Source organism: Pseudomonas sp. BF-R-26 (assembly GCF_019947395.1).
GTDB lineage: Bacteria > Pseudomonadota > Gammaproteobacteria > Pseudomonadales > Pseudomonadaceae > Aquipseudomonas > Aquipseudomonas farris.
Genome location: NZ_JAGYGK010000013.1, coordinates 19,472 through 42,573, shown reverse-complemented (window position 1 = coordinate 42,573; position 23,102 = coordinate 19,472). Strand labels below are relative to the sequence as shown.

19 protein-coding genes are annotated in these 23,102 nt (G+C 59.2%); 8 read left to right on the top strand and 11 right to left on the bottom strand.

Going from position 1 to position 23,102, the window contains the following annotated elements; all coding sequences use genetic code 11:
* Positions 1 to 57 precede the first annotated feature (57 nt).
* The 5 genes from KGB18_RS20010 (at position 58) to KGB18_RS19990 (ending at position 7,278) form a co-directional block, all read left to right on the top strand.
* Positions 58 to 564: an ATP-dependent zinc protease gene (locus tag KGB18_RS20010; protein WP_123719611.1), complete on the top strand. Its 507-nt coding sequence runs from the start codon at positions 58 to 60 to the stop codon at positions 562 to 564.
* Between the two features lie 59 nt (positions 565 to 623).
* Positions 624 to 1,304, top strand: a complete 681-nt coding sequence (gene creB, locus KGB18_RS20005) for a two-component system response regulator CreB (protein WP_123719610.1) — start codon at positions 624 to 626, stop codon at positions 1,302 to 1,304.
* Positions 1,304 to 2,722, top strand: a complete 1,419-nt coding sequence (gene creC / locus KGB18_RS20000) for a two-component system sensor histidine kinase CreC (RefSeq protein ID WP_223570368.1) — start codon at positions 1,304 to 1,306, stop codon at positions 2,720 to 2,722. Before creB ends, creC begins: the two co-directional genes overlap by 1 nt.
* A gap of 203 nt (positions 2,723 to 2,925) precedes the next feature.
* Positions 2,926 to 4,296: a cell envelope integrity protein CreD gene (gene creD / locus KGB18_RS19995; RefSeq protein ID WP_123719608.1), complete on the top strand. Its 1,371-nt coding sequence runs from the start codon at positions 2,926 to 2,928 to the stop codon at positions 4,294 to 4,296.
* A gap of 183 nt (positions 4,297 to 4,479) precedes the next feature.
* Complete coding sequence (locus KGB18_RS19990) at positions 4,480 to 7,278, top strand: RHS repeat-associated core domain-containing protein (RefSeq protein WP_223570367.1); 2,799 nt, start codon at positions 4,480 to 4,482, stop codon at positions 7,276 to 7,278.
* A 33-nt stretch (positions 7,279 to 7,311) separates the two neighbouring features.
* Here the strand turns inward: KGB18_RS19990 and KGB18_RS19985 are convergent, their stop codons facing one another.
* The 8 genes from KGB18_RS19985 to KGB18_RS19950 form a co-directional block, all read right to left on the bottom strand.
* A complete protein-coding gene (locus tag KGB18_RS19985) occupies positions 7,312 to 7,941 on the bottom strand; it encodes a glutathione S-transferase (RefSeq protein ID WP_123719735.1) in 630 nt (209 codons plus the stop codon).
* Positions 7,942 to 8,077: 136 nt separating this feature from the next.
* Complete coding sequence (locus tag KGB18_RS19980) at positions 8,078 to 8,257, bottom strand: hypothetical protein (RefSeq protein WP_123719606.1); 180 nt, start codon at positions 8,255 to 8,257, stop codon at positions 8,078 to 8,080.
* The gene (locus tag KGB18_RS19975) at positions 8,254 to 9,384 is read right to left on the bottom strand and encodes a PepSY-associated TM helix domain-containing protein (RefSeq protein ID WP_123719605.1); all 1,131 of its coding nucleotides are present in this window, start codon (positions 9,382 to 9,384) and stop codon (positions 8,254 to 8,256) included. Before KGB18_RS19975 ends, KGB18_RS19980 begins: the two co-directional genes overlap by 4 nt.
* A gap of 69 nt (positions 9,385 to 9,453) precedes the next feature.
* Positions 9,454 to 11,892 (bottom strand): TonB-dependent siderophore receptor, encoded by a 2,439-nt coding sequence (locus tag KGB18_RS19970; protein ID WP_123719604.1) that lies wholly within the window; start codon positions 11,890 to 11,892, stop codon positions 9,454 to 9,456.
* 234 nt (positions 11,893 to 12,126) lie between these two features.
* Complete coding sequence (locus tag KGB18_RS19965) at positions 12,127 to 13,101, bottom strand: FecR domain-containing protein (RefSeq protein WP_223570366.1); 975 nt, start codon at positions 13,099 to 13,101, stop codon at positions 12,127 to 12,129.
* Entirely contained in the window at positions 13,098 to 13,616 is a 519-nt protein-coding gene (locus tag KGB18_RS19960; protein ID WP_123719602.1) for an RNA polymerase sigma factor, read from the bottom strand. The genes KGB18_RS19965 and KGB18_RS19960 overlap by 4 nt, the downstream gene beginning before the upstream one ends.
* 247 nt (positions 13,617 to 13,863) lie before the next feature.
* Positions 13,864 to 14,571: a PolC-type DNA polymerase III gene (locus tag KGB18_RS19955; RefSeq protein WP_123719601.1), complete on the bottom strand. Its 708-nt coding sequence runs from the start codon at positions 14,569 to 14,571 to the stop codon at positions 13,864 to 13,866.
* Positions 14,568 to 16,508, bottom strand: coding sequence for a putative nucleotidyltransferase substrate binding domain-containing protein (locus KGB18_RS19950; RefSeq protein WP_123719600.1), 1,941 nt, complete (start codon positions 16,506 to 16,508; stop codon positions 14,568 to 14,570). Before KGB18_RS19950 ends, KGB18_RS19955 begins: the two co-directional genes overlap by 4 nt.
* A gap of 264 nt (positions 16,509 to 16,772) precedes the next feature.
* Between KGB18_RS19950 and KGB18_RS19945 the strand changes: the two genes are divergently transcribed.
* On the top strand, positions 16,773 to 17,219 hold the full coding sequence (locus KGB18_RS19945; RefSeq protein WP_123719599.1) for a response regulator: 447 nt from the start codon (positions 16,773 to 16,775) through the stop codon (positions 17,217 to 17,219).
* A gap of 215 nt (positions 17,220 to 17,434) precedes the next feature.
* Here KGB18_RS19945 and KGB18_RS19940 read toward each other — a convergent pair whose 3' ends face one another.
* Positions 17,435 to 19,612, bottom strand: coding sequence for a malate synthase G (locus KGB18_RS19940; RefSeq protein ID WP_223570365.1), 2,178 nt, complete (start codon positions 19,610 to 19,612; stop codon positions 17,435 to 17,437).
* On the opposite strand from KGB18_RS19940, the gene KGB18_RS19935 reads away from it, so the two are divergent.
* Together KGB18_RS19935 and KGB18_RS19930 are read left to right on the top strand one after the other, a co-directional pair.
* Entirely contained in the window at positions 19,595 to 19,861 is a 267-nt protein-coding gene (locus KGB18_RS19935; RefSeq protein ID WP_148710183.1) for a hypothetical protein, read from the top strand. The two genes, KGB18_RS19940 and KGB18_RS19935, sit on opposite strands and share 18 nt — an antisense overlap.
* Positions 19,862 to 20,194: 333 nt before the next feature.
* Positions 20,195 to 20,713, top strand: a complete 519-nt coding sequence (locus KGB18_RS19930; protein WP_038981174.1) for a glycine cleavage system protein R — start codon at positions 20,195 to 20,197, stop codon at positions 20,711 to 20,713.
* Between the two features lie 215 nt (positions 20,714 to 20,928).
* Here KGB18_RS19930 and rarD read toward each other — a convergent pair whose 3' ends face one another.
* Together rarD and KGB18_RS19920 are read right to left on the bottom strand one after the other, a co-directional pair.
* Entirely contained in the window at positions 20,929 to 21,816 is an 888-nt protein-coding gene (rarD, locus tag KGB18_RS19925; RefSeq protein ID WP_123497325.1) for an EamA family transporter RarD, read from the bottom strand.
* 160 nt (positions 21,817 to 21,976) lie between these two features.
* The gene (locus tag KGB18_RS19920) at positions 21,977 to 22,951 is read right to left on the bottom strand and encodes a serine/threonine protein kinase (RefSeq protein WP_123357589.1); all 975 of its coding nucleotides are present in this window, start codon (positions 22,949 to 22,951) and stop codon (positions 21,977 to 21,979) included.
* Between the last annotated feature and the right edge of the window lie 151 nt (positions 22,952 to 23,102).

Genomic DNA, 23,102 nt, shown 5'->3' with positions numbered 1-23,102 from the left:
TTTTTTACGGTCTAGAATTCGGCCATGCCTCCACATTCCCTAAGGAAGCCCCCCTACGTGAAATCTCTCCTAGCACTACTTTCCCTCGTGGCCCTGCCGATTCTGGCCGCCGAGCCGACCCTGTACGGGCGTTATGAATACATCGCGCTGCCGGAAATCGGCGGCGAAGTCCTCAAGGCCAAAATGGACACCGGCGCCCTGACCGCGTCGCTGTCGGCCAAAGACATCGAAACCTTCACCCGCGATGGCGACGAATGGGTGCGTTTCCGCCTCGCCACCAAAGGTGCCAGCAACAAGGTCTACGAACACAAGATCGCGCGGATCAGCAAGATCAAGACCCGCTCCGAAGAAGACGAGGATGACAAGGAAGCGATCGAACCCACCAAGCGGCCAGTGGTTGATCTGGAACTGTGCCTGGGCAACGTCAAGCGCACCGTCGAGGTCAACCTCACCGACCGCAGCAGCTTCAATTACCCGTTGCTGATCGGCGCCAAAGCGCTGCGTGAATTCGGTGCTGCAGTGAACCCGGCACGGCGTTTTACGGCAGACAAACCCGACTGCTGATTGACGGCGAATCAGCCTTGGGGCACCGTTCGCCCACTTAACTAGCGGGCTCGGACGCCATGCCTCATATCCTGATTGTCGAAGACGAAGCGGCGATTGCCGACACCCTGATTTTCGCCTTGCAGGGCGAGGGCTTCACTACCACTTGGTTGAGCCTTGGCGCGGCGGCGCTTGAACATCAGCGCGCCACGCCTGCCGACCTGATCATCCTCGATATCGGCCTGCCAGACATCAGCGGCTTTGAGACCTGCAAGCAGTTGCGGCGTTTCAGCGAAGTGCCGGTGATTTTCCTCAGCGCCCGTGATGCAGAGATCGATCGGGTGGTGGGCCTGGAAATCGGTGCCGACGACTACGTGGTCAAACCGTTCAGCCCCCGGGAAGTGGCGGCGCGGGTCAGGGCGATTCTCAAGCGTATGGCGCCACGACCGGTGGCGGAGGTGGCGTCCGTGCTGTTTCGCATCGACAGTGAACGGGTGCAGATCAGCTATCGCAGTCAGCCCCTGAGCCTGACTCGCCATGAGTTTCGTTTGCTGCAATGCCTGCTCGAGCAACCCGAGCGAGTCTTCAGCCGCGAGCAATTGCTCGATGCACTGGGTGTGGCCGCCGATGCCGGCTACGAGCGCAGCATCGACAGCCACATCAAGAGCGTGCGCGCCAAATTGCGCCAGGTGAAGGCCGACGCCGAGCCGATCCAGACTCACCGCGGCCTCGGTTACAGCTACAGCCCGGTGCACAGCTGATGCCCCTGGGGATCCGGATTTTTCTGGTCTACGTGCTGTTCATCGGCCTGACCGGCTACTTCGTGCTCAACACCGTGATGGAAGAAATCCGCCCCGGCGTGCGCCAGTCCACCGAAGAAACCCTGGTGGACACCGCCAACCTGATGGCCGAGATCCTGCGCGACGACTTCAAGGCCGGCACCCTCAGCCAGAACCGCTGGCCGGAGTTGCTCAAGGCTTACGGTGAGCGGCAACCGAAGGCGAAAATCTGGGGCATGCCGAAGAATCAGGTCAACCACCGGATTTACGTCACCGATGCCAAGGGCATTGTGGTGCTGGATTCCAGCGGCATCGCGGTGGGCCAGGACTACTCGCGCTGGAACGACGTCTACCTGACCTTGCGCGGCGAGTACGGCGCTCGTTCGACGCGCAGCGACCCGGATGATTCGAACTCGTCGGTGATGCATGTCGGGGCACCGATTCGCGACAACGGCCAAATCATCGGTGTGGTGACGGTGGCCAAGCCCAACAGCTCGCTGCAGCCCTACGTTGATCGCACCGAGCGGCGATTGCTGATTTATGGCGCCGGGCTGATAGGCCTCGGTTTGCTATTCGGTGCGTTGTTGTCGTGGTGGCTGAGCGCGGCGCTGCGACGGTTGACGGCGTATGCCCAGGCAGTCAGCGAAGGCCGGCGGGTCGAGGTACCGCATTATCGTGGCGGCGAGCTGGAACAACTGGCCACGGCGGTGGAGCAGATGCGCACCCAGCTTGAGGGCAAAGCCTACGTCGAGCGTTATGTGCACACCCTGACCCATGAATTGAAAAGCCCGCTGGCGGCGATTCGTGGTGCGGCGGAGTTACTGCAAGGTGAGATGCCGCTGGCTCAGCAGCAGCGTTTCGTCAGCAACATCGACAGCGAAAGTGCGCGCATGCAGCAGTTGATCGAACGACTGTTGAACCTCGCGCAGGTCGAACAGCGCCAAGGGCTGGAAGAGCGCGTGGCGGTGCCGTTGGCGGATTTGGTAGATGAGCTGTTGAGCGCGCAGGCTGCGCGAATCGAAGGCAAGCAGTTGCGTGTGGAACAGCAAATTGCAGCGGATCTGAACCTGCTCGGCGAACCGTTTCTGTTGCGCCAGGCGCTGGGCAATCTGCTGGAGAATGCCTTGGACTTCACCCCGGCTCGAGGCGTGCTGCGATTCAGCGCCGAACGACTCGGTGAGCAGATTGAGTTCAGGCTGTTCAACCAGGCCGAGGCGATTCCCGACTATGCATTGCCGCGCTTGAGCGAGCGCTTCTACTCACTGCCGCGTCCGGACAGTGGGCGTAAAAGTACGGGGTTGGGGCTTAACTTCGTTGAAGAGGTGGTCAAGTTGCATGGCGGTGCGATGAGTATCGGTAATGTCGACGGCGGCGTGGAGGTCACGTTGCGCCTGCCTTAGGACCGAGTCGCGGCCATCGCGAGCAGGCTCGCTCCCACAAGGGATCTCCAGCGAACACAAAATATATGCGAACCGAAGATCAAATGTGTGAGCGAGCCTGCTCGCGATGGGGCCAGCCCAGTCTCCACACACTCTCCACATTCCCCCCATAAAACTCCCACACACCGACTCCAGACTTTCCCCATCCAAACAGGGAGAGTCCCATGAACCGTAGCCTGACCCTAAAACTCGGGGCGATTGCCCTTTTGATTCTGTTGCTGCTGATCCCGTTGCTGATGATCAACGGTGTGATCCAGGATCGGCAACAACTGCGCGATGGTGTGCTCGAAGACATCGCCCGCAGTTCCAGTTACAGCCAGCAACTGAGCGGCCCGCTGATGGTGGTGCCCTATCGCAAAACGGTACGTACCTGGAAAACCAACGAAAAAACCAACCAGCGTTACCAGGACGTCGGCGAGGAACGTGGGCGTTTGTATTTCCTGCCGGAGCGCTTCGAACTGGACGGCCAGGTCCAGACCGAACTGCGCGCCCGGGGTATCTACGAGGCGCGGCTGTTTCATGCCGACAACCGCATCAGCGGGCATTTCTCGGTCCCGGCGCAACTGGGCATCAAGGAGGACTTCGCCGATTACCGCTTCGACCAACCGTTCCTGGCCGTCGGCATCAGCGACATTCGCGGCATCGAGAATGCATTGAAACTCGAACTCAATGGCCAGAGCCTGGATTTTGTACCGGGTAGCCAGGTGGGCTGGTTGGGTGAGGGCGTGCACGTGACGCTGCCAGCGCTGGATACCAAACAGGCCACGGAACTGGCCTTCGGTTTCGACTTGCGCCTGCAAGGCACCGGCCAGTTGCAGATTCTCCCGGTGGGCAAGACCAGCAAGGTTTCACTGGCCGCCAATTGGCCTCATCCAAGCTTCATCGGTAACTACCTGCCGGCCCAGCGTGAAATCACCGATCAGGGTTTCACCGCCAATTGGCAAACCTCGTTTTTCTCCACCAACCTGCAAGAGGCATTGAACAGTTGCGTGTCTGGCGGCCAGTGCGAGGCGTTCAGCGGTCGCAGCTTCGGCGTGAGTTTCATCGACCCGGTGGACCAGTACCTGAAAAGCGACCGGGCAATCAAATATGCGCTGCTGTTCATCGTCCTGACCTTCGCCGGTTTCTTCCTCTTCGAAGTGCTGAAAAGCCTGGCGGTACACCCGGTGCAATACGCGCTGGTCGGCGTGGCGCTGGCGTTTTTCTACTTGTTGTTGCTGTCGCTGTCCGAGCACATTGGCTTTGCCTTGGCATATCTGCTGTCGGCGAGTGGCTGTGTGTTGTTGATCGGTTTCTATGTCTGTCATGTGCTGCGCAGCGTGCATCACGGTTTGAGTTTTTCGGCGGGGCTGGCGGCGTTGTATGGCTTGCTCTACGGCTTGCTGAGTGCCGAGGATTACGCGTTGTTGATGGGCTCGCTGCTGTTGTTCGGTCTGCTGGGCGTGTTTATGGTGCTGACCCGCAAGCTGGACTGGTACGGGTTCGGGCAGAAAACCGCCAAGCCGCTGGCCTTTGATATTGGAGCCGTGGAATGAGCCGGTCGTTGGGGTTGCGCGAGGATCAGCGGGTGGGTGAGGTATTGGCGACGCGGATTGCGGGGTTGTTTCCAGTTGATCGAAGGCAAGCTGGTGTTGAAGGTCAGGTTGCCGTGATCCGCCTCCAGCGATCCGTAGCATCGTCGTCTAAGCTCAAGTGATTGCGCATCGAGTGCCCCGCACATGGAATCTGCATACGCTTTGCACCGCAACACCCCGACAATCGCTGTTATCGACAGTCGTGGATTGACCGTTGCTTGCGTTGCCTATTACCGCAAGAGCAGCAGTGATGCACCGCCCGAGACACGCGTGACACGCGAAACTTTCGATGTGGCGGGACGATCAGTGGCAAATTGGGATGCTCGTTTGGGGGCAGGTCCTGCGCCAATTGCCTCGATGATTCGAATTCGCGGCCTGTCGGGGTTATCCCTGTTGACCGTCAGCGTGGATGCCGGCTGGCGGCTGACGTTGCCGGATGAGGCGGCACAGGTCCGGCAAAGCTGGGACGAGGCAGGTAACACGGCGCGCTTTGAATACGACTCGATGGGCAGGCTGCTGACTGTCGAAGAAGCCACAAAGTGTGTGGAGCGTTTGTATTATGGCGCAGCCGAAGTAGAGACCAGCGCTCGGAATCAATGCGGTCGGTTGATTCGTCATATGGATACCGCCGGTGCACGTGAGGTGACTGACTACACCCTACAAGGCAAGCCGATCATGGAGTCGCGGCGCTTTCTGGCAGAATTGGATCACTCTGGGTGGCCCGAAAACCAACAAAATGCCTTACTGGAACAGGGTGCGGACAAAACCTACATCACCCGCTGGCAATACGATGCATCGGGTGGCGTGCTTGACCAGATGGATGCAGCGGGGCACACACGGCGTTATGCCTACAGCGCTCAAGGGCAATTACAGAGCACCTGGTTGAAGGTGGCCGGCAAGCCGGAGCACTTGTTAGTCAGTGATATCGCTTATAACGCTTTCGGTCAGGTTGAGTACGAGAGGGCAGGCAATGGCGTCATCAGTTCCAGTGTCTTCGATCCCGCCGACGGTCGACTGCAGCGCCTGCTTGCGTGCAAAGGCGCGTGGAACCTGCAAGAGCTGCATTACGACTATGACCCTGTGGGCAACATCCTCTGCCTGACCGATAAGTCCCAGCCCGTCAGTTGGTTCGCCAACCAACGTATCGAACCGATTAATCGCTATTGGTACGACACGCTCTATCAACTGATCAGCGCAACTGGGCGTGAAGTGGCTTCAGCGGTCAATGGCCCGGCGCTACCGGCGCTGATCTCGCCTCTGGATCCGAGTCGATTGCAACCCTACAGCCAGAGCTGGAGTTATGACGCGGGCGGCAATCTACTCGAACAGCATCACAGCAATAAACCAACGCATTTAATGGACATTGCCCCGGACAGCAATCGCGGACTGACTCGGGTGAAGGGGCAAACACCGGACTTCGACGCGAGTTTCGACGGCAACGGTAATCTCAAGTTGTTGGCGCCGGGGCAACCGATGCGTTGGACGGCGCGCAACCAACTCAGTGAAGTTCGACTGGTGAGCCGTGAAGATGGCCTGGACGACAGTGAGTGTTATGTCTACGACAGTGCCGGTATGCGGGTCCGTAAAGTCCGTCATGCGCTGGCGGCGAGCGTGACCCGAATAGCGGAGGTTCGTTACCTGCCGGGGCTGGAGATCCGCACCGAGGGGACGGACAATCCTGACGAAGTCCTGCACGTTATTAATATTCAGGCGGGACGCAGTAGTGTCCGGTTATTGCATTGGGAACAGGGGCGGCCGGGTGGCATCGATGAGGATCAAGTGCGCTACAGCCAGGATGATCATTTGGGCAGCAGTACGCTTGAGCTTGATCACTGTGGAAACCTGATCAGTTACGAAGGTTATTACCCATATGGTGGTACGGCCTGGTGGATGGGGCGTTCGCAGGTTGAAGCTGATCACAAGTGTATTCGTTACTCTGGAAAAGAGCGGGATGCAACAGGGCTGTATTATTACGGGTTTCGGTATTACGCACCGTGGCTACAGCGGTGGATTAGTCCGGATCCGGGGGGGATTTTTGATGGCTTGAATATGTTTTATATGGCCGGTAATAATCCGGTGACCCATCAAGATGTGATGGGACTGTACAGCGGGACACCAGGAGATCATCAGGAAAGAATTGTAGAGCAGGATTCGGTGATGGTTGGGCGTGGGCGCGCAAGAATGCCGGCAGCAGTAATCGAGTTTGTAGACCACGCTTTCGAAATTGCCGATATCTTGGTAAGCGAAGCTGTCGTGGCAATGCAAGAAACGGGACGGGCACGTCGCTCAATCGATCAAACGCTGAAACAAGTGTTCTCGAATCTAGATCGTAGGTCTGAACTGGAGTCTCGTTTTCAGGTACTCAAGACAGCGATTAAACTTTATAGAAATGGTGTGAGACACGATGAGCTGGCCTTCGTTAAATCGAAAAAATCAAGCGATTCAACATTGGCGTCTGTTGTAGGGAAGGACCCCTTAAAACGAATATTTATCCGCTCTCGAGCCTGGGAGGATAGGTCTCGACGGGGGGCTGTGTTACTGGCGACAACTCTTATTCACGAAATCAGCCATTTGGATCTCCAAACTAAAGACAACTATTACTACGCTTCGCCAGGGACGCGATCCATGATAGACGAAAGTTATTGGCTTAATGCTTTTAACGAGGCGGAAATGGTTTCAAGTGGTCGCTATGACACAGAAATAATAAAAAATATTGAAGAGAGCAAGCTTGGCAGTACCAGTTTGCAGGCAATGTTTGGTGAGAAAAGTCTGGAACGAATTAAAGCGGGGTTTCACGGATTTCGAGCGGATTCGCTTTACCACAACGCAGACTCCTACTCTCAAGCATCGGTGTTGCTTGGTCTACCCGTTTTGGACGAGCGTTTAAGTTCGCGTAGAGAACGATATAGCGCCCCACCACCCGAGCCAAAACCTGATTACTGAGCATTCCGTCTTTGGAATGAAAGTAACACTGCACTATACCTTCGGCATCGTCGCAATCATCGAAGGCCGCTGACTCACCTCAAAATACCACTCCGCCAGCTTAGGATTCTCTTTGCGCCATTCCAGATCCGGATGACGCAGATCCAGATAACCCAAAGCACAGGCAACACTGATTGCCGCCACATCGAAATGGCTGGTCAGCTCGGCAATCGCGTCGGCTTCCAGTAGCGCCAGGGCGCGACGAATCTTGTCGCGCTGACTGTCGAGCCATTCGTCCCAGTGTTTTTCCGGGGTGCGCAGGGCCACTTCATAGCGAACCATCACCGCGGCATCCATGATCCCGTCTGCCAGGGAGGCCAACGTCAGGCGCCGCCAGCGCGCTGAGCCATCGCGAGGGATCAGCGGATTGCCGACGTGCTGATGATCGAGATAGTCGAGGATCACCCGGCTGTCGTACAACACATTGCCATCGGCCAGGCGCAGGGCTGGAATTTTGCCTAGCGGGTTGTCTTCGTTGAGGGCCAGATCCGGGCTGACCGGTGTGAGCTGGCTGGCTTGCAGCGCCACGCGGTTCGTTTGACCGGTTTCGTGCAGCAGCACCATGACTTTGCGAACGAAGGGCGACGCGGGGTTGTGGAACAAGGTCATGCTGGGGGCGGACATGGCGACGATCTCGATCATGGGCAGTGTCGGCAGCATAGCGCTTTAAAGCTTGAGCTCAAGCGCGAACTCACGGTTGAGCATCGAACGAAGTGTGGGAGCGAGCAAGCCCGCTCCCACATTTTTGGTTGCGTGTCGTTCAATGGCGTTGCAGCAGCCCGCGCAAGGCGAGGACGGCAGGGATGCCCAGCCCGAGCCAGCTCAATGCATCCCACACGCCATCGCCCAGCAACGCAGCAAACAGCCCCGCGGCGCTGAGCAGGGCGATGACGGTTGGTGTGGCGAAGACCTTCCAGAAATTCGACTGTCTCGGCCTCATGTCGGGCACTCCGCGTTTTCGAGCACAGGTTTCGCGACCTTGCGCCGCACCACCCACAAATAAACTCCACTGCCGAGCACGATGATGGTCAGCACATCGAGGGTCGCCCAGAGGATTTTCATTGGCATGCCGCCATAATCACCGAAGTGCAGCGGCTGCGACATGCCCATGGCGTCCATGTACCACGGCCGCTCGGCCACCGCCGTGACTTGCAGGGTGCGGGCGTCGATCAACACCGGCGTCAGCAGGTGCGAAGTCAGTTGGGTGCTGCCTTTCATGAAGACGGCGTAATGGTGTTCGCTGGAAAACCGCGTACCGGGGAAGGCGATGAAATCGGGCTGCATGCCCGGCGCGACGTCTTTGGCGATGTCGAGCAGACGAGTCGCAGGAGCCAATTGAGTCAGCGGCGGCGCATCGCGATAAGGCGCGATCATCGCGCTCAGGCTGTCGTTGCGCCACGCGGCGATCAGCAAGTCGGCGCAGGCACTGATTACGCCGGTCACGCCGACCACCAGGGCCCAGGTCAGCGTCACCACGCCGATCAGGTTATGCAAGTCGAGCCAACGCAGGCGGGTGGATTTGTCGTGGCGCACGGTGGCGAACTTCAAACGCCGCATGAACGGCAGATACAGCACCGTTCCGGAAACAATCGCCAGCACAAACAGAATCCCCATGAACGCCAGCAGCAACTTGCCTGGCAGCCCGGCGAACATGTCCACGTGCAGACGCAGCATGACCATCATCAGCCCGGTGTTGGCCGATGGCATTTCCAATGCTTCGCCGGTGCGAGCGTCGAGCATGAAGGTGTGGGACGAGTTCGGCTCGGTGCCGGCGGTGGGCGCCATGATTGCGATCACGCCGTTGGGGTCTTCTTCGTCGTAGCCGAAATACTGCATGACCTCGCCGGGACGATGCTTTTCAGCCGCCTGCACCAACTGCTGCAAATTCAGCTGCGGGGTGTCGGCGGGCATGGATTTCAACTCGGCGGCATCGCCCAGCAGATGGTCGATCTCGTGGTGGAAGATCAACGGCAGGCCGGTGAGGGCCAGCATCAGCAGGAATACCGTGCAGATCAGGCTGGTCCAGGTGTGAACGAATGACCAGCGGCGGATGGTTTTGCTTTTCATGATTCATCCAAATGCAAAAGGGCCACGGCTGTGCCGTGACCCTTGTTTTGTCGCGATGGGGTCAATCCGTTACCACTTGTAATTCACGCTGGCGACCACGTTGCGTTCGTCGCCGTAGTAGCAGTAGAAGCCGTCGCAGGTGGACAGGTAGTCCTTGTTGAACAGGTTCTTGGCATCCACTGCCACCGAGACCCCTTTGAGCGAACTGTTCAGGCGACCGAGGTCGTAATGGGCCGAGGCGTCATACACGGTGTAGGAGCCGACGTGGCCCCAATCGGTGTTGGTGGTATTGCCGTAGGTGTCGCCGACATAACGCACACCGGCGCCCACGCCGAAACCGTCGAGCAGGCCGTTGTGCCAGGTGTAGTCGGCCCATGCAGTGGCCTGGTGGCGCGGAACCTGTGCCATGCGATTGCCTTTTTCGGCGCTGGCACCTTTGGTGATTTCGCTGTCGTTGTAGGTGTACGAACCGACCAGTTTGAGATTGTCGGTAACGTCGCCGCTGGCTTCCAGTTCCAGGCCGCGTACCCGGACTTCACCCACCTGACGGGTGATGTTGTTTTCGGTGACCGACAGGTTTTCCTGAGTCAGGTCGAACACGGCAGCGGTTAGCAGCGTTTTGGTACCGGGTGGCTGGTACTTGATCCCGGCTTCGTATTGCTTGCCTTCAGTCGGCTTGAACGAATCGGTGCTGTTGACCGCGGCACCGGTTGCTGGCTGGAAAGACTCCGCATACGACAGGTAGGGCGTTACACCATTGTCGAAGACATAGCTGAGCGCCGCGTTGCCACTGAATTTCTCGTCGCGCTGAGTGTTGGTCGCATCGTTCTGATTGTGGAACACCGTGCCGGTATGGACCCAGTCTTCACGCCCGCCGAGGGTCAGGCGCCAGTTGTCCAGGGCAATCTGATCCTGAGCGTAGAGGCCCGTTTGTTGGGTTTTTTGGTTGTAGTCGTACATCGTGAAGTAGGTGACGTTGGAAAAATCCTGTCCGTACACCGGCCGGTTGATGTTGCTGGACGGCACGCCCGCCGAACCCCACAACCAGCGGGAATTGGTGTTGGAGCGCTGGTGGTCCAGGCCCAGCAGCAAGGTGTGGCTCAGGGCCCCGGTCTGGAAGTCGGCCTGGACGTTGTTATCCACCGCGAACTGGCTGGTGTCCTCATCGACCTTGCCGGCGGTGCGCTGGATGGTGCCATCGTCGCTGACGGCTTCATCCGGGCCCGCCGGCCAGATCTGCCCGCCCGCGGTGATGCCCTGAAATTCCAGATCATTCTTGGTGTAGCGCAGGTTCTGGCGGAACTGCCAGGTGTCATTGAAGCGGTGCTCGAAGGCGTAACCCAGGGCGTAATAGGTGCGGTCGTAGAATTCCCAGTCCGGATCGCCAAGGTTCTTGTGATGGGAAATCTTTCCGGCGGGCGTACTCAGTTTTGTGCCTTGCAGCGGCAGAAACTGCCCGGTGATACCGGTGTCGTCGCGGGTGTATTGGGACAGCAAGGTCAGCCGGGTGTCGTCGTTGATGTTCCAGGTCAGGCTGGGTGCCAAGTTGTAGCGTTTGTCGGGAATGTGATCGACCGGCGCATTGCTGTCCCGAACCACGCCACTGACGCGATAGAGAAACTGCCCTTCGTCGTCGATTTTGCCGGTGCTGTCGAAGTTGATCTGCTTGTGTTCGTTGCTGCCGGCCTGCAGTTCCACTTCGTGGCTGCTTTGTGCCTCGGGTCGACGGCTGACCATGTCCAGCAGACCGCCGGGCGGGGTCTGGCCGTAGACCGAGGACGCCGGGCCACGCAGGACGGCGATGCGCTCAAGGTTCCACGGTTCGATTTTCGGCGTGGCGTAGTTGCCTTTTGGCAGCGGCAAACCATCGAGGAACTGAGTGGGTATAAAACCGCGCACCAGCAGCCAGTCATTGCGCGAATCCGAGCCATAACCGCTGCTCTGTACACCAGCGGTATAGCGCAGGGCATCGTTGAGGCTGAGCACGGAGCGATCATCCATTTGCTCGCGGGTGACCACCGAGACTGAACGAGGGAGTTCGGCAATCGCGGTGTCGGTCTTGGTGCCTGCCGCGGTGCGGGTGGCCAGGTAGCCTTCGGTCGGGCCCCAGGCGCTTTCAATATTTCCCGCGCCGATGATTGCGGTTTCCGGCAAGGCCATCACGCCCTCGGGCACTGCCACCAGGCTGTAGGTGCCGGTGCTGCTCTGTTCCAGTTGCAGGCCGGTGCCGCGCAAGGCTTCACGCAGGGCGCCGGTGGCGTCGAACTGGCCCTTCACCGGGGCCGAGGTCTTGCCTGCTGCCAGCGACGGATTCAACGACAGCGCCAAACCGGCCTGGCTGGCAATCTGATTCAGGGTGCTGGCCAATGGCGCAGCCGGCAGGTTGTAGGCGCGAACGCTGGACGCCTGTTCAGCGGCGATCAGTTGGCTGCTGGCCAGAGGGGCGCAAAGGGCAATAGCGACCGCCAGCAAACGGGGGCGCAACACGGTGTCTAGCGAACGGGACATACAGCGGCTCCTGAATGGAAATATTTCTCAATTGCCTAGGTGCCGGACGAGAATTCAAAAGTGATAGGGCGAGATGAAAATAATTTCGATTTATCAATTGCGGTGAGGCGGATGGCCCCATCGCGGGCAAGCCACGCTCCCACAGGTTTTGTGTCGAGCGGGAGTTCTGTGAACGACACAAAACCTGTGGGAACGGGCTTGCCCGCGAAGGCGGCGGATCAGGCGCAGCAGCTTTTAGGGCTTGGTCTCAGACTTCGCCGCCACCGTCACCCACCACGACGTGTGCTGTTCGATCTGCACCGGCAGGGTCGGCAAAAGCGCACTCAGCGCCTTATCGGTATCGTTCAGGGGGAAGCTGCCGGTGATGCGCAGGTCGGCGACTTCCGGTGTGACGCCAAGATGCCCGCGACGATAGCGGCCGAGTTCCTGGACCAGATCCTCCAGCCGCGCGTTGTCCACCACCAGCATGCCGCGGGTCCAGGCATCGGCGCCGAGGTTGAGGGCGATGATCGGGCCCAAGCCATTGCTGCGCATCAGCACTTGCTGGCCTTCGCGCAGGATCTGTTCCTCGGGGCTCGATTCGGGATGGGCGGCTACTGCTGACTTCAACACGCTCAGGCGCGTGCCTTCGTCTTCACGCTTGACCAGGAACCGCGTCCCCAATGCACGCATGCTGCCTTCGCGGGTCTCGACGATAAACGGCCGGGCATCGCCATGGCCGGTTTCGACGAGGATTTCACCTTCCTGAAGGACGATCAGCCGCTGCTTCTCATCGAAGCGCACATCCACTGCGCTGTGGGTGTTGAGGTTGATCAGCGTGCCGTCGGTCAGGCGTAGAGTGCGCTGCTCGCCGGTGGCGGTGCTCTGGTCGGCCAGCCAATAGTCGATGGGCAGATAACGATCACCGGCGAACAGCGCCAAGCCGATCACCGCCACGATGCTGGCCAGACCGCTGCCGAGCTTGCGCACCCGGCGCCGGATGCTTTCGCGCGATTGCAGCAAGGCTGTGCGGGCCGGGCCATTGGCGACGCTGAAACGCTGGTCGAGCATGCCTAACTGACGCCACGCCCGAGCATGTTCTTCGTGGGCGGCGTGCCATTTGGCGAATTCTTCGCGCTCGACCGCGTTGCCGGAATCCAGCGACAGTTGCCAGGCAATCGCGGCATCCAGCACCTGTGCCGACACGGGCTTGGAGTTGACCGGGCTCATACCGGCTCACCGTACAACGCGATGTAGCACTGACGAGTGCCTTGGGCCAGGTACTGACGAACACGCGGCACCGACACACCCAGACGCTGAGCGATTTCGGCGTGGCCGAGGCCATCGAGACGGTTGTAGAGAAACGCCGCCCGGGCCTTGCTCGAGAGCTTGCCCAACAGGCGGTCGATGGCTTTGAGGTCTTCGAGGATCAGTTGCTGTTCTTCCACCGACGGTTGTTCGCTTTCGGGGATCAGCATCAATTCGGTGAGGTAGGCCTGTTCCAGTGCGGCGCGGCGGAAGTAGTCGAACAGCAGGCCCTTGGCGATTGCCACCAGAAATGCCCGAGGTTCGCGAGGCTCCTTGAATTCATCACGGCCCAGCAAGCGCACGAAGGTGTCCTGGCTCAGGTCTTCGGCCCGTTGCGGGCAGGCCACGTTGCGCCGCAGCCAGGCCAATAGCCAGCCGCGATGGTCGCGATACAACGCACCAACGAGCTCACTCTGGGGGCTTTGGACTGACGACACGCAACATCACCAAATGGGAAGTGTTAAGTAACGAGAATTGTTCGCGATTGTGGCAGAGGCGGGGGAGGTAAGCAATTGGCGCTGGTCGGGTGGTTTAGCGGGGGAATATCCAGTCAGACCGAGTTATCGTTCATCGCGGGCAAGCCACGCTCCCACAGGTTTTGTGCCGTTTGCAAAATCGACGGACGACGAAAAACCTGTGGGAGCGTGGCTTGCCCGCGATGGGGCCCGAACAGTCACCGAAGATCTAGAGCGAAGGCGCTTGCCGCCGCCGCTTCCACTGACTCAGCCGCTGCTGCAAATTCAACGGGCTATGAATCTGCTGCTGTCGCGCCCGGCTGAATAAAATCAGCACCAGCTCCGCCGTCGCCAAGGCATCGGCACTGGCGTTATGCCGTTCGAAGACCTCCAGCTTGAACCAGTCGATCCACTCGTCCAGCCCGGCCTCGCGAAAGTGCGCCTGCGGGCACAGCAGCGGCGCGATGTCTGCCACGTCCAGAAACGGATGCTGCAACTTGTAGCCCAGATGTTCTTTCAGCGCGCGCCCCAGCATGTGCTGATCGAACGGCGCATGAAACGCCAGCACCGGACTGTCGCCGACGAACTCCATGAATTCGAGCAGGGCCTGCGCGGGGTCGCTGCCGGCAGCAATGGCGCTCGGGCCCAGGCCGTGAATCAACACGCTGGGGCCGAGTTTGAGTTCGGTGCATTGCAGCGTGCGTTCGAATTGCTGGCTGAAATCGATCGCCCCGTCCTCGATCACCACCGCGCCGATGGACAACAGCCGATCCTTGTTCAGGTTCAGCCCGGTGGTTTCCAGGTCGAGTACCACCCAGCGTTGCTCGCGCAGGCTGCAATCACCCAGCTCGGCCACGGCAGGCAAGCGTTCCAGACGTTGTTGCAGTTCGCCGGGCAAAATGGGGTTTACCGGCCGCAGCCATGAAAACAGGCTCATAACTGATACCGCAGGGTCAGGCTGCTTTGCAGGCGTTGGGCCTGGCGCAGGGATTCACGCAGGATGCGTCGGTCCAGATGATTGAGGCTGTCAGGATCGACACGGTTGGAGTAGGGCAAATTCTCCCGGGTCTGTAGCTGATGTTGCTGCATGCGGGTTTGCTGGATGAAGTGATACGCCTCTTCGTACGCCGCGCCGTCCAGCCGTTCAATAACCTCTTTGTCCACCAATTGGCGAAAGCGCTCCAGGGTATTGTTGGTGTCGATGCCGTGGGCCAGGGCCAGCACTCGTGCGCCATCGACAAAAGGGGTCAAGCCCTGGAGTTTCAGGTCGAGCGTGGCCTTCTCGCCATTCTTGCGAGCCAGCACGAATTCGCGAAAACGCCCTACGGGCGGGCGGTTGCGCAGGGCGTTTTCGGCCATCATCCGCTGGAACAAGCGGTTGTCGCCGACCTGATCGAGAATGCCTTGGCGCAGTTGCTCGCAGCCACGCTCGTCGCCCCAGACCACACGCAGGTCGAAATAGATGCTCGACCCCAGCAGATTTTCCGGGGTCGCCTCGCGGATAAACGCCGCAAAGCGTCGCGCCCATTCGGCCCGGGACAAACACAGTTCGGGATTGCCGGCCATGATGTTGCCTTTGCACAGGGTGAAGCCGCACAGCGCCAGGTTCTGATTGATCTGTTGGGCGATGGGCAGCAACTTGCCGCGAATCTCGGCGGCGTGGGCTGCGTCGCGGGCTTCGAACAGAATGCCGTTGTCCTGATCAGTGTGCAGCGTCTGTTCGCGGCGGCCTTCGCTGCCGAAACACAACCAACTGAACGGCACGCCGGGGTCACCTTTCTCGGCGAGCACCAGTTCGATCACCCGGCACACGGTATGGTCGTTGAGCAGGGTGATGATGTGGGTGATCTGGGTGGAGGATGCTCCGTGCGCCAGCATCCGCTCCACCAATTGGCCGATTTCGCCACGCATCGCCACCAGGTTTTCCAGCTTATGGGCACTGCGAATGGTCCGTGCCAGGTGCACCAGATCGACCCGTTGCAGGGAAAACAGGTCGCGTTCCGAGACCACGCCGCACAGGCGCTGGTCCTTGACCAGGCAGACGTGGGCGATATGCCGCTCGGTCATGGCAATCGCGGCGTCGAAGGCGCTGTGGTCCGGCGTCAGGTAAAACGGCGCCCGGGTCATGTGCCCTTCGATGGCTTCATTGAAATCGCTGGTGCCGTTGGCCACCACATGTCGCAAGTCGCGTAGGGTGAAAATGCCCAGCGGTGCCTTTTGCTCATCGACTACCACAATGCTGCCGACTTGCTGATCGTGCATCAGCGTCACGGCTTCACGCAGAGGCGTGATCGGGCTGCAGGTCACCGGGTGACGCATGGCCAGTTCGCCCAGCCGGGTATTGAGCGAGTACTGGGTGCCGAGGGTTTCCACGGCTTTTTGCTGCACTTGCTGGTTGACCTGATCCAGCAAACTGCTGACACCGCGTAGGGCAAAGTCGCGAAATGGGCTGGAAAGTGCGAACAGTTTGATGAACGCCAGCTTATTCAGCTGTAGGCAAAAGGTATCTTCGGCCGCCAGATGTTCGGTGCGAGTCGCCCGTTCCCCCAGTAGCGCGGCGAGGGGGAAGCACTCGCCGGTGGTGATTTCGAAGGTGGTTTCGGTCCCGCCCTTGGCCGTGTGCGGACGTTCGCCCACGACCCGGCCCTGTTTGACGATGTAGAAATGCTCAACCGGGCCATCGGCAGGTTTGATGATGCTCTCGCCGGGGGCATAAAAACGCAGCTGACATTGCTCGACCAGATAGGCCAAGTGGGCGTTTTCCATCTGATTGAACGGCGGGAAGCGCTGTAGGAATTGCAAAGTGCCCTGGATGTTCTGCAACACCGCGGTTTTCCCTGCCTGGGTGAAGGCGTCCGCTTTACTCATAACCATTACCGCAGTCTTTTTCTGATTGTTGTGTCGGATCGTTGTGTCAGATCGTTACAGGCATGGTCGGCCCCTGCGGGCAGGGTGCCCATTGGACGTAAGTCTAGGTAGGCAGTGCCGCGGTCGGAATATGGGAAATGTCTGACACAATTGCGGGAAAAACCTCCTACATTATCTATTGGAATAGTTTCCGACGAAGTGCACATTGAAGTCTGCTTAGCGATGTCTGACCACTGTGTCAGGGATCGAATCGAAAACGTTGAGAAAGCCATGTCCGACCACGATATTTTGAGTGATGCCGAGCGCGAAGCGCTCAGTGCCGTTATGTTGGAACCAGACTTGCCGCCGCAGCGGGTACTGATCGTCGATGACGATAAGGACTCCAGGGAATTACTGTCGGAAATTCTGGGACTGGACGGCATCAATTGCATGACGGCAGCCAGTGGCGAAGCGGCGCTCAAATTGCTGGAGGCGAAGCCATCGATCGGGCTGGTGATTACCGACCTGCGGATGAGACATGTCGATGGTCTGGAACTGATCCGTCAGGTGCGGGAATCGGCTCGTGCGGCGTTGCCGATCATCATCGTCTCCGGTGACGCTGACGTGAAGGATGCGATCGAAGCGATGCACCTGCACGTAGTGGACTTTCTGCTCAAACCCATCGATAGCGGCAAGCTGCTTGAATTGGTCAAGCATGAGCTGGGGATGGATGTGTAGTGCGGACCTCAGGGCTGCAGCTTTTTGTGGCGAGGGAGCTTGCTCCCGCTGGGCTGCGAAGCCGCCCCAAAACCAGCGATCCCAATGTATCTGATACACCGCATACGACTGCTGCGCAGTCGAGCGGGAGCAAGCTCCCTCGCCACAGGGACCGTGGCATAAAAAAGCCCTGATCTTTCGATCAGGGCTTTTTCATGTCCGGCGTCAGCGTTTACTCAAAGGCCATTGGCAGCCTTGAATTCGCGACGGCGACGGTGCAGAACCGGCTCGGTGTATCCGTTCGGCTGTTTGGTGCCTTCGACCACCAGTTCGACCGCCGCCTGGAAGGCGATGTTGCTGTCGAAATTCGGTGCCAGCGGACGGTACAGCGGGTCGCTGGCGTTCTGACGGTCAACCACCGGCGCCATGCGCTTGAGGCTTTCCATCACCTGATCTTCAGTGACGATGCCGTGGCGCAGCCAGTTGGCGATGTGTTGGCTGGAAATACGCAGTGTCGCACGGTCTTCCATCAGGCCGACGTCATTGATGTCCGGCACTTTCGAGCAGCCCACGCCTTGGTCGATCCAGCGCACCACGTAGCCAAGAATGCCCTGGGCGTTGTTGTCCAGTTCGTTCTTGATCTGCTCCGTGGTCCAGTCTGGATTGACGGCCAACGGGATGGTCAGGATGTCGTCCACCGAAGCGCGAGTACGTTTGGCCAGTTCGGCCTGGCGGGCGAACACATCGACCTTGTGATAGTGCAACGCGTGCAGCGCGGCGGCAGTCGGCGATGGAACCCAGGCGGTGTTGGCACCGGCCATCGGGTGAGCGATTTTCTGTTCGAGCATCGCTGCCATCAGATCCGGCATGGCCCACATGCCTTTACCGATCTGGGCGCGACCTTGCAGGCCGGTGCTCAGGCCAATATCAACGTTCCAGTTCTCGTAGGCGCCAATCCACTTCTCAGCCTTCATGTCGGCCTTGCGCACCATCGGGCCGGCTTCCATGGAGGTGTGGATTTCGTCGCCCGTGCGGTCGAGGAAGCCAGTGTTGATGAACACCACACGCTCGGCGGCAGCCTTGATGCAGGCCTTGAGGTTGACCGTGGTACGGCGCTCCTCGTCCATGATCCCGACTTTGAGGGTGTTGCGCGGCAAGTCGAGGACGTCTTCGATGCGACCGAACAGCTCGTTGGTGAACGCAGCTTCTTCCGGGCCGTGCATCTTCGGCTTCACGATATAGACCGAGCCGGTGCGGCTGTTCTTGCGCGAGCTGTTGCCGTTGAGGCTGTGAATCGCCGCGAGGCAAGTCACCAGGCCATCGAGAATACCTTCCGGTACTTCGTTGCCGTCTTTATCGAGGATCGCGTCGATGGTCATCAGGTGACCGACGTTGCGCACGAACAACAGCGAGCGACCGTGCAGGCTCAGTTCGCTGCCATCGAGGGCGGTATAGGTGCGGTCGGCATTCATGGTGCGGGTAAAGGTCTGACCGGCCTTGGAGACTTCTTCCGACAGATCGCCCTTCATCAGGCCGAGCCAGTTGCGGTAGATCACCACTTTGTCATCGGCATCGACCGCGGCAACCGAGTCTTCGCAGTCCATGATGGTGGTCAGCGCGGCTTCCATCAGGATGTCTTTGACACCGGCAGCGTCGGTCTGGCCGACCGGGGTACTGGCGTCGATCTGGATTTCGAAGTGCAGACCGTTGTTTTTCAGCAGGATCGCGGTTGGAGCCGCTGTATCGCCGTGGAAACCGATCAGTTGGGCATCGTCGCGCAGGCCGGTGTTGCTGCCGCCTTTAAGGGCGACTACCAGTTTGCCGTCAATGATCTTGTAGCCGGTGGAGTCGACATGGGAGCCGGCTGCCAGTGGCGCGGCTTCGTCGAGGAAGGCGCGGGCGAAGGCGATGACCTTGTCGCCGCGAACCTTGTTGTAGCCTTTGCCTTTTTCCGCGCCGTCCGCTTCGCTGATGGCGTCGGTGCCGTAGAGCGCGTCATACAACGAACCCCAGCGGGCGTTCGAGGCGTTGAGCGCGAAGCGCGCGTTCATCACCGGCACCACCAACTGTGGACCGGCCATACGGGCGATTTCGTCATCGACGTTTTGCGTCGTTGCCTGGAAATCGGCCGCTTCTGGCAGCAGATAACCGATGTCTTGCAGGAAGGCTTTGTAGGCCACCGCATCGTGCGCAACACCTGCACGAGCCTGGTGCCAGGCATCGATACGTGCCTGGAAATCATCGCGTTTGGCGAGTAGGGCTTTGTTCTTCGGCGCCAGGTCATGGATGACCTTGTCGGCACCGGCCCAGAACTTGTCGGCGGTGAGGCCGGTACCGGGAATGGCTTCGTTGTTCACGAAGTCGAACAGGACTTTGGCGACCTGCAGGCCACCGACTTGAACGTGTTCAGTCATTGCTTGCCTCACTCTGCTCAGCTATTTCGCTTTTCAGCTCTTCAATTTAACAATGAAGCCTCTGGCCATTTAAACCACAAACCCATCTACCAGTACATGCCATTGCTGGCGGCTGGGTTCGATCCGATCAACGGCTTTGCGGCCTTGCTGACAGGGCTTTCAGGGGTTGCGGCGGCACCTGCGGCAGACATCGATCCAGCGTTATGTAGTGCGCGCTGCGGCATACTACATGATGAATTGCGGTTGTGAAAATTAGACTAATTACGTCGTTCTGCGACCCCATGACGCATTGCGGTCATGTCGGGGAACAGGATGTTCTCAAAAAACTATTGGATTGTTCCAGTTAAATATAAAAACTTGTACACATAATATTGAATGCCCTGCTATGGGGCATTGCTTTTGTGGCGAGGGAGCTTGCTCCCGTTGGGGCGCGAAGCGGCCCTCTGCATCTCTCCACCAGTCCGCATTTTGGCAATTTGGCGACTGCTGCGCAGCCGAACGGGGGCAAGCCCCCTCGCCACAACCAGCCCCTTGCCTATACTTGTTTTTCTATAACAAAAGTCATGACCAGAGGGCTGCGCCATGGACCATCTCGTACTCACTGTAATTGCTCCAGACAAGCCCGGGCAGGTCGAGCGCATTGCTCAATGCATTGCCGAGCACGGCGGTAACTGGCTGGAGAGCCGCATGTCGCGCATGGCCGGACAGTTCGCGGGGATTCTTCGGGTGGGTGTGCCGGCTGAGGCCTACGACGAACTGGTAGACGCCCTACAGGGATTGTCGACCCAAGGGATCCGCGTGCTGATCGCCGAAAGTGGCATCGAACAGTCCTGCACCTGGAAGCCGATTGCCATGGAACTGGTGGGCAATGATCGTCCGGGCATTGTGCGAGACATTACGCGTCTGCTGAGTGAGCAGGGCGTGAACCTGGAGCAGTTGGTGACCGAAGTTCGACCGGCGCCGATGAGCAGCGAGCCGCTGTTCCATGCCGAGGCGATTCTTGCGGTGCCACTGACATTGTCGCTGGAGGTGCTGCAATCGCGCCTGGAAACCCTGGCGGATGATTTGATGGTCGAATTGGTGCTGCGCAGCGAACCTTGAAAAGGTTATCCAAGTTATACGTGCACCTGCCTGTGGATAACCTGTAGAGACACCTCGCCAGCCCACGTCGGCCGTGGCTCTTCAGGATCTGATCAAAAAACCAGCAGTTTCAGTGACTTGCGCACAAACGCCGGGGATCACGCTGTGGATAACCTTGGGAAGGATGGATGCAGGCCACGGGAGACGTGGCCTGTAGAGATTTGTACGTTTTCTGATCAGCTGCGGCGGCGCAGACTTATCCACGCGTCAACGCTGTAAACCGCCAGACCGGCCCAGATAAAGATGAACGCCACCAGCGTGCTGGACGATAAGTGCTCGCCAAACAGCAGAACGGCTTGCAACAACACCAGCGTCGGCGCCAGGTACTGGAGAAATCCGAGGGTGGTGTAAGGCAAGTGCCGTGCGGCGGCGTTGAAACACACCAGCGGCACCAGCGTCACCGGACCTGCAGCCACCAGCCACCAGGCTTCAGAGGTGGTCCAGAATTCGGCTTGCGCGCTGCTCGCCGTCGGATTGAACAGCAACCAGGCGACAGCAATCGGCACCAGCATCCAGGTTTCCACCACCAGCCCCGGCAGCGCCTTTACCGGTGCCTGCTTGCGGATCAATCCGTAGAAGCCGAAGGTCAATGCAAGCACCAGCGACACCCACGGCAGACTACCGACTTGCCACACTTGCTGCGCAACACCAACCGCCGCCAGGCCAACCGCCAGCCATTGCATGCGCCGCAGCCGTTCGCCGAGGATCAGCATTCCCAATAGCACGTTTACCAGCGGGTTGATGTAGTAACCGAGGCTGGCTTCGAGCATGCGCCCGTTGTTCACCGACCAGACGTAGGTCAGCCAGTTGGCGGCGATCAACGTGCCGCTCAGGGCCAGGATTGCCAGTCGCCGCGGATTTTCACGCAGCTCGCGCCACCAGCCGGGATGCTTCCAGACGAGCAGCAGCAAAGCACCAAACAGCGCGGACCACAGCACTCGGTGGATGATGATCTCCACGGCGGGCACGTTGGCGATGGCTTTGAAGTAGATCGGGAACAGGCCCCAGATGATGTAGGCACTCAGGCCCAGGATGTACCCGCGACGCGGGTTGGCGGCTTGCATGAGAATCCTTGCTTAGGCAGCTAACAAAGAGGGGATTGTAAGGAGGTTGTATAGATGTGTCGTGTCTGAAAGCAAAAGATCGCAGCCTTCGGCAGCTCCTACGGAGGAATTGCGTACACCTGTAAGAGCTGCCGAAGGCTGCGATCTTTTGATCTTAAATTTAAAAGAGCTTCAATGGCTCTTCATTGAGCGCAGCCAATTGCTCACGCAACGCCAATACCTGATCGCCCCAATAGCGCTCGGTGCCGAACCACGGAAAGCTGCGAGGGAAGGCAGGGTCATCCCAGCGACGGGCGAGCCAGGCGCTGTAGTGCATCAGGCGCAAGGCGCGCAGCGGTTCGATCAGCGCCAGTTCCCGCGGGTCGAAGTCGTGGAATTCGTTGTAGCCGTCCATCAATTCCGACAACTGCCCCAGACATTCCTGACGATCACCCGCCAACATCATCCAGATATCCTGCACCGCCGGGCCCATGCGGCAGTCGTCGAGGTCGACGATATGGAACATCTCATCGCGGCACATCATGTTGCCGGGGTGGCAATCGCCGTGCATGCGGATGTTCTGGTGCGGCGTGGCCTTGTAGACCTCTTCGACACGCTTGAGCAGGTCGCGGGCAACGGACTCGTAGGCTGGCAGCAAGCTTTTGGGTACGAAATTGCCTTCGAGCAATGTCGTCAGCGAGTCCTGACCAAAGTTCTTTACCCCCAGCGCTTCACGGTGTTCGAACGGTTTTGTAGCACCGACCGCGTGCAGCCGACCGAGCAGTTGGCCCAGGCGATACAGCTGATCGAGATTGCCCGGCTCCGGCGCACGGCCGCCACGGCGGGGAAACAGGGTGAAACGGAAACCGTTGTGTTCGTGCAGGCTGGCACCGTTGTGAATCATCGGCGCGACCACCGGTACGTCGCACTCGGCGAGTTCGAAGGTGAATTGGTGCTCTTCGAGAATCGCTTCGTTGGTCCAGCGCTGCGGACGGTAGAACTTGGCGATCAGCGGCTCGGAGTCTTCGATGCCGACCTGATAGACACGGTTCTCGTAGCTGTTGAGCGCCAGAATGCGTGCGTCGCTGAGAAAGCCGATGCTTTCGACGGCATCGAGCACGAGGTCTGGGGTGAGCGTTGCAAACGGGTGGGCCATGCTGACTCCTGCGCGCAGCAGGCTGCCGCGTCCGGCCAAGCATGGTAGCGCAGACGGGGCTTCTATAGTGGTTGGGCTTGAATAGTGTGTCATTTTGGCTGACACCATCGCGGGCAAGCCCGCTCCCACAGGTCATGCGCTAATTTTGAAA

What these genes read in the sequence shown, in the direction of transcription:
- creB (WP_123719610.1), top strand. Translation starts at nt 624, where the DNA reads ATGCCTCATATCCTGATTGTCGAAGACGAAGCGGCGATTGCCGACACC.
- creC (WP_223570368.1), top strand. Translation starts at nt 1,304, where the DNA reads ATGCCCCTGGGGATCCGGATTTTTCTGGTCTACGTGCTGTTCATCGGC.
- creD (WP_123719608.1), top strand. Translation starts at nt 2,926, where the DNA reads ATGAACCGTAGCCTGACCCTAAAACTCGGGGCGATTGCCCTTTTGATT.
- KGB18_RS19990 (WP_223570367.1), top strand. Translation starts at nt 4,480, where the DNA reads ATGGAATCTGCATACGCTTTGCACCGCAACACCCCGACAATCGCTGTT.
- KGB18_RS19985 (WP_123719735.1), bottom strand. Translation starts at nt 7,941, where the DNA reads ATGTCCGCCCCCAGCATGACCTTGTTCCACAACCCCGCGTCGCCCTTC.
- KGB18_RS19980 (WP_123719606.1), bottom strand. Translation starts at nt 8,257, where the DNA reads ATGAGGCCGAGACAGTCGAATTTCTGGAAGGTCTTCGCCACACCAACC.
- KGB18_RS19975 (WP_123719605.1), bottom strand. Translation starts at nt 9,384, where the DNA reads ATGAAAAGCAAAACCATCCGCCGCTGGTCATTCGTTCACACCTGGACC.
- KGB18_RS19970 (WP_123719604.1), bottom strand. Translation starts at nt 11,892, where the DNA reads ATGTCCCGTTCGCTAGACACCGTGTTGCGCCCCCGTTTGCTGGCGGTC.
- KGB18_RS19965 (WP_223570366.1), bottom strand. Translation starts at nt 13,101, where the DNA reads ATGAGCCCGGTCAACTCCAAGCCCGTGTCGGCACAGGTGCTGGATGCC.
- KGB18_RS19955 (WP_123719601.1), bottom strand. Translation starts at nt 14,571, where the DNA reads ATGAGCCTGTTTTCATGGCTGCGGCCGGTAAACCCCATTTTGCCCGGC.
- KGB18_RS19950 (WP_123719600.1), bottom strand. Translation starts at nt 16,508, where the DNA reads ATGGTTATGAGTAAAGCGGACGCCTTCACCCAGGCAGGGAAAACCGCG.
- KGB18_RS19945 (WP_123719599.1), top strand. Translation starts at nt 16,773, where the DNA reads ATGTCCGACCACGATATTTTGAGTGATGCCGAGCGCGAAGCGCTCAGT.
- KGB18_RS19940 (WP_223570365.1), bottom strand. Translation starts at nt 19,612, where the DNA reads ATGACTGAACACGTTCAAGTCGGTGGCCTGCAGGTCGCCAAAGTCCTG.
- KGB18_RS19930 (WP_038981174.1), top strand. Translation starts at nt 20,195, where the DNA reads ATGGACCATCTCGTACTCACTGTAATTGCTCCAGACAAGCCCGGGCAG.
- rarD (WP_123497325.1), bottom strand. Translation starts at nt 21,816, where the DNA reads ATGCAAGCCGCCAACCCGCGTCGCGGGTACATCCTGGGCCTGAGTGCC.
- KGB18_RS19920 (WP_123357589.1), bottom strand. Translation starts at nt 22,951, where the DNA reads ATGGCCCACCCGTTTGCAACGCTCACCCCAGACCTCGTGCTCGATGCC.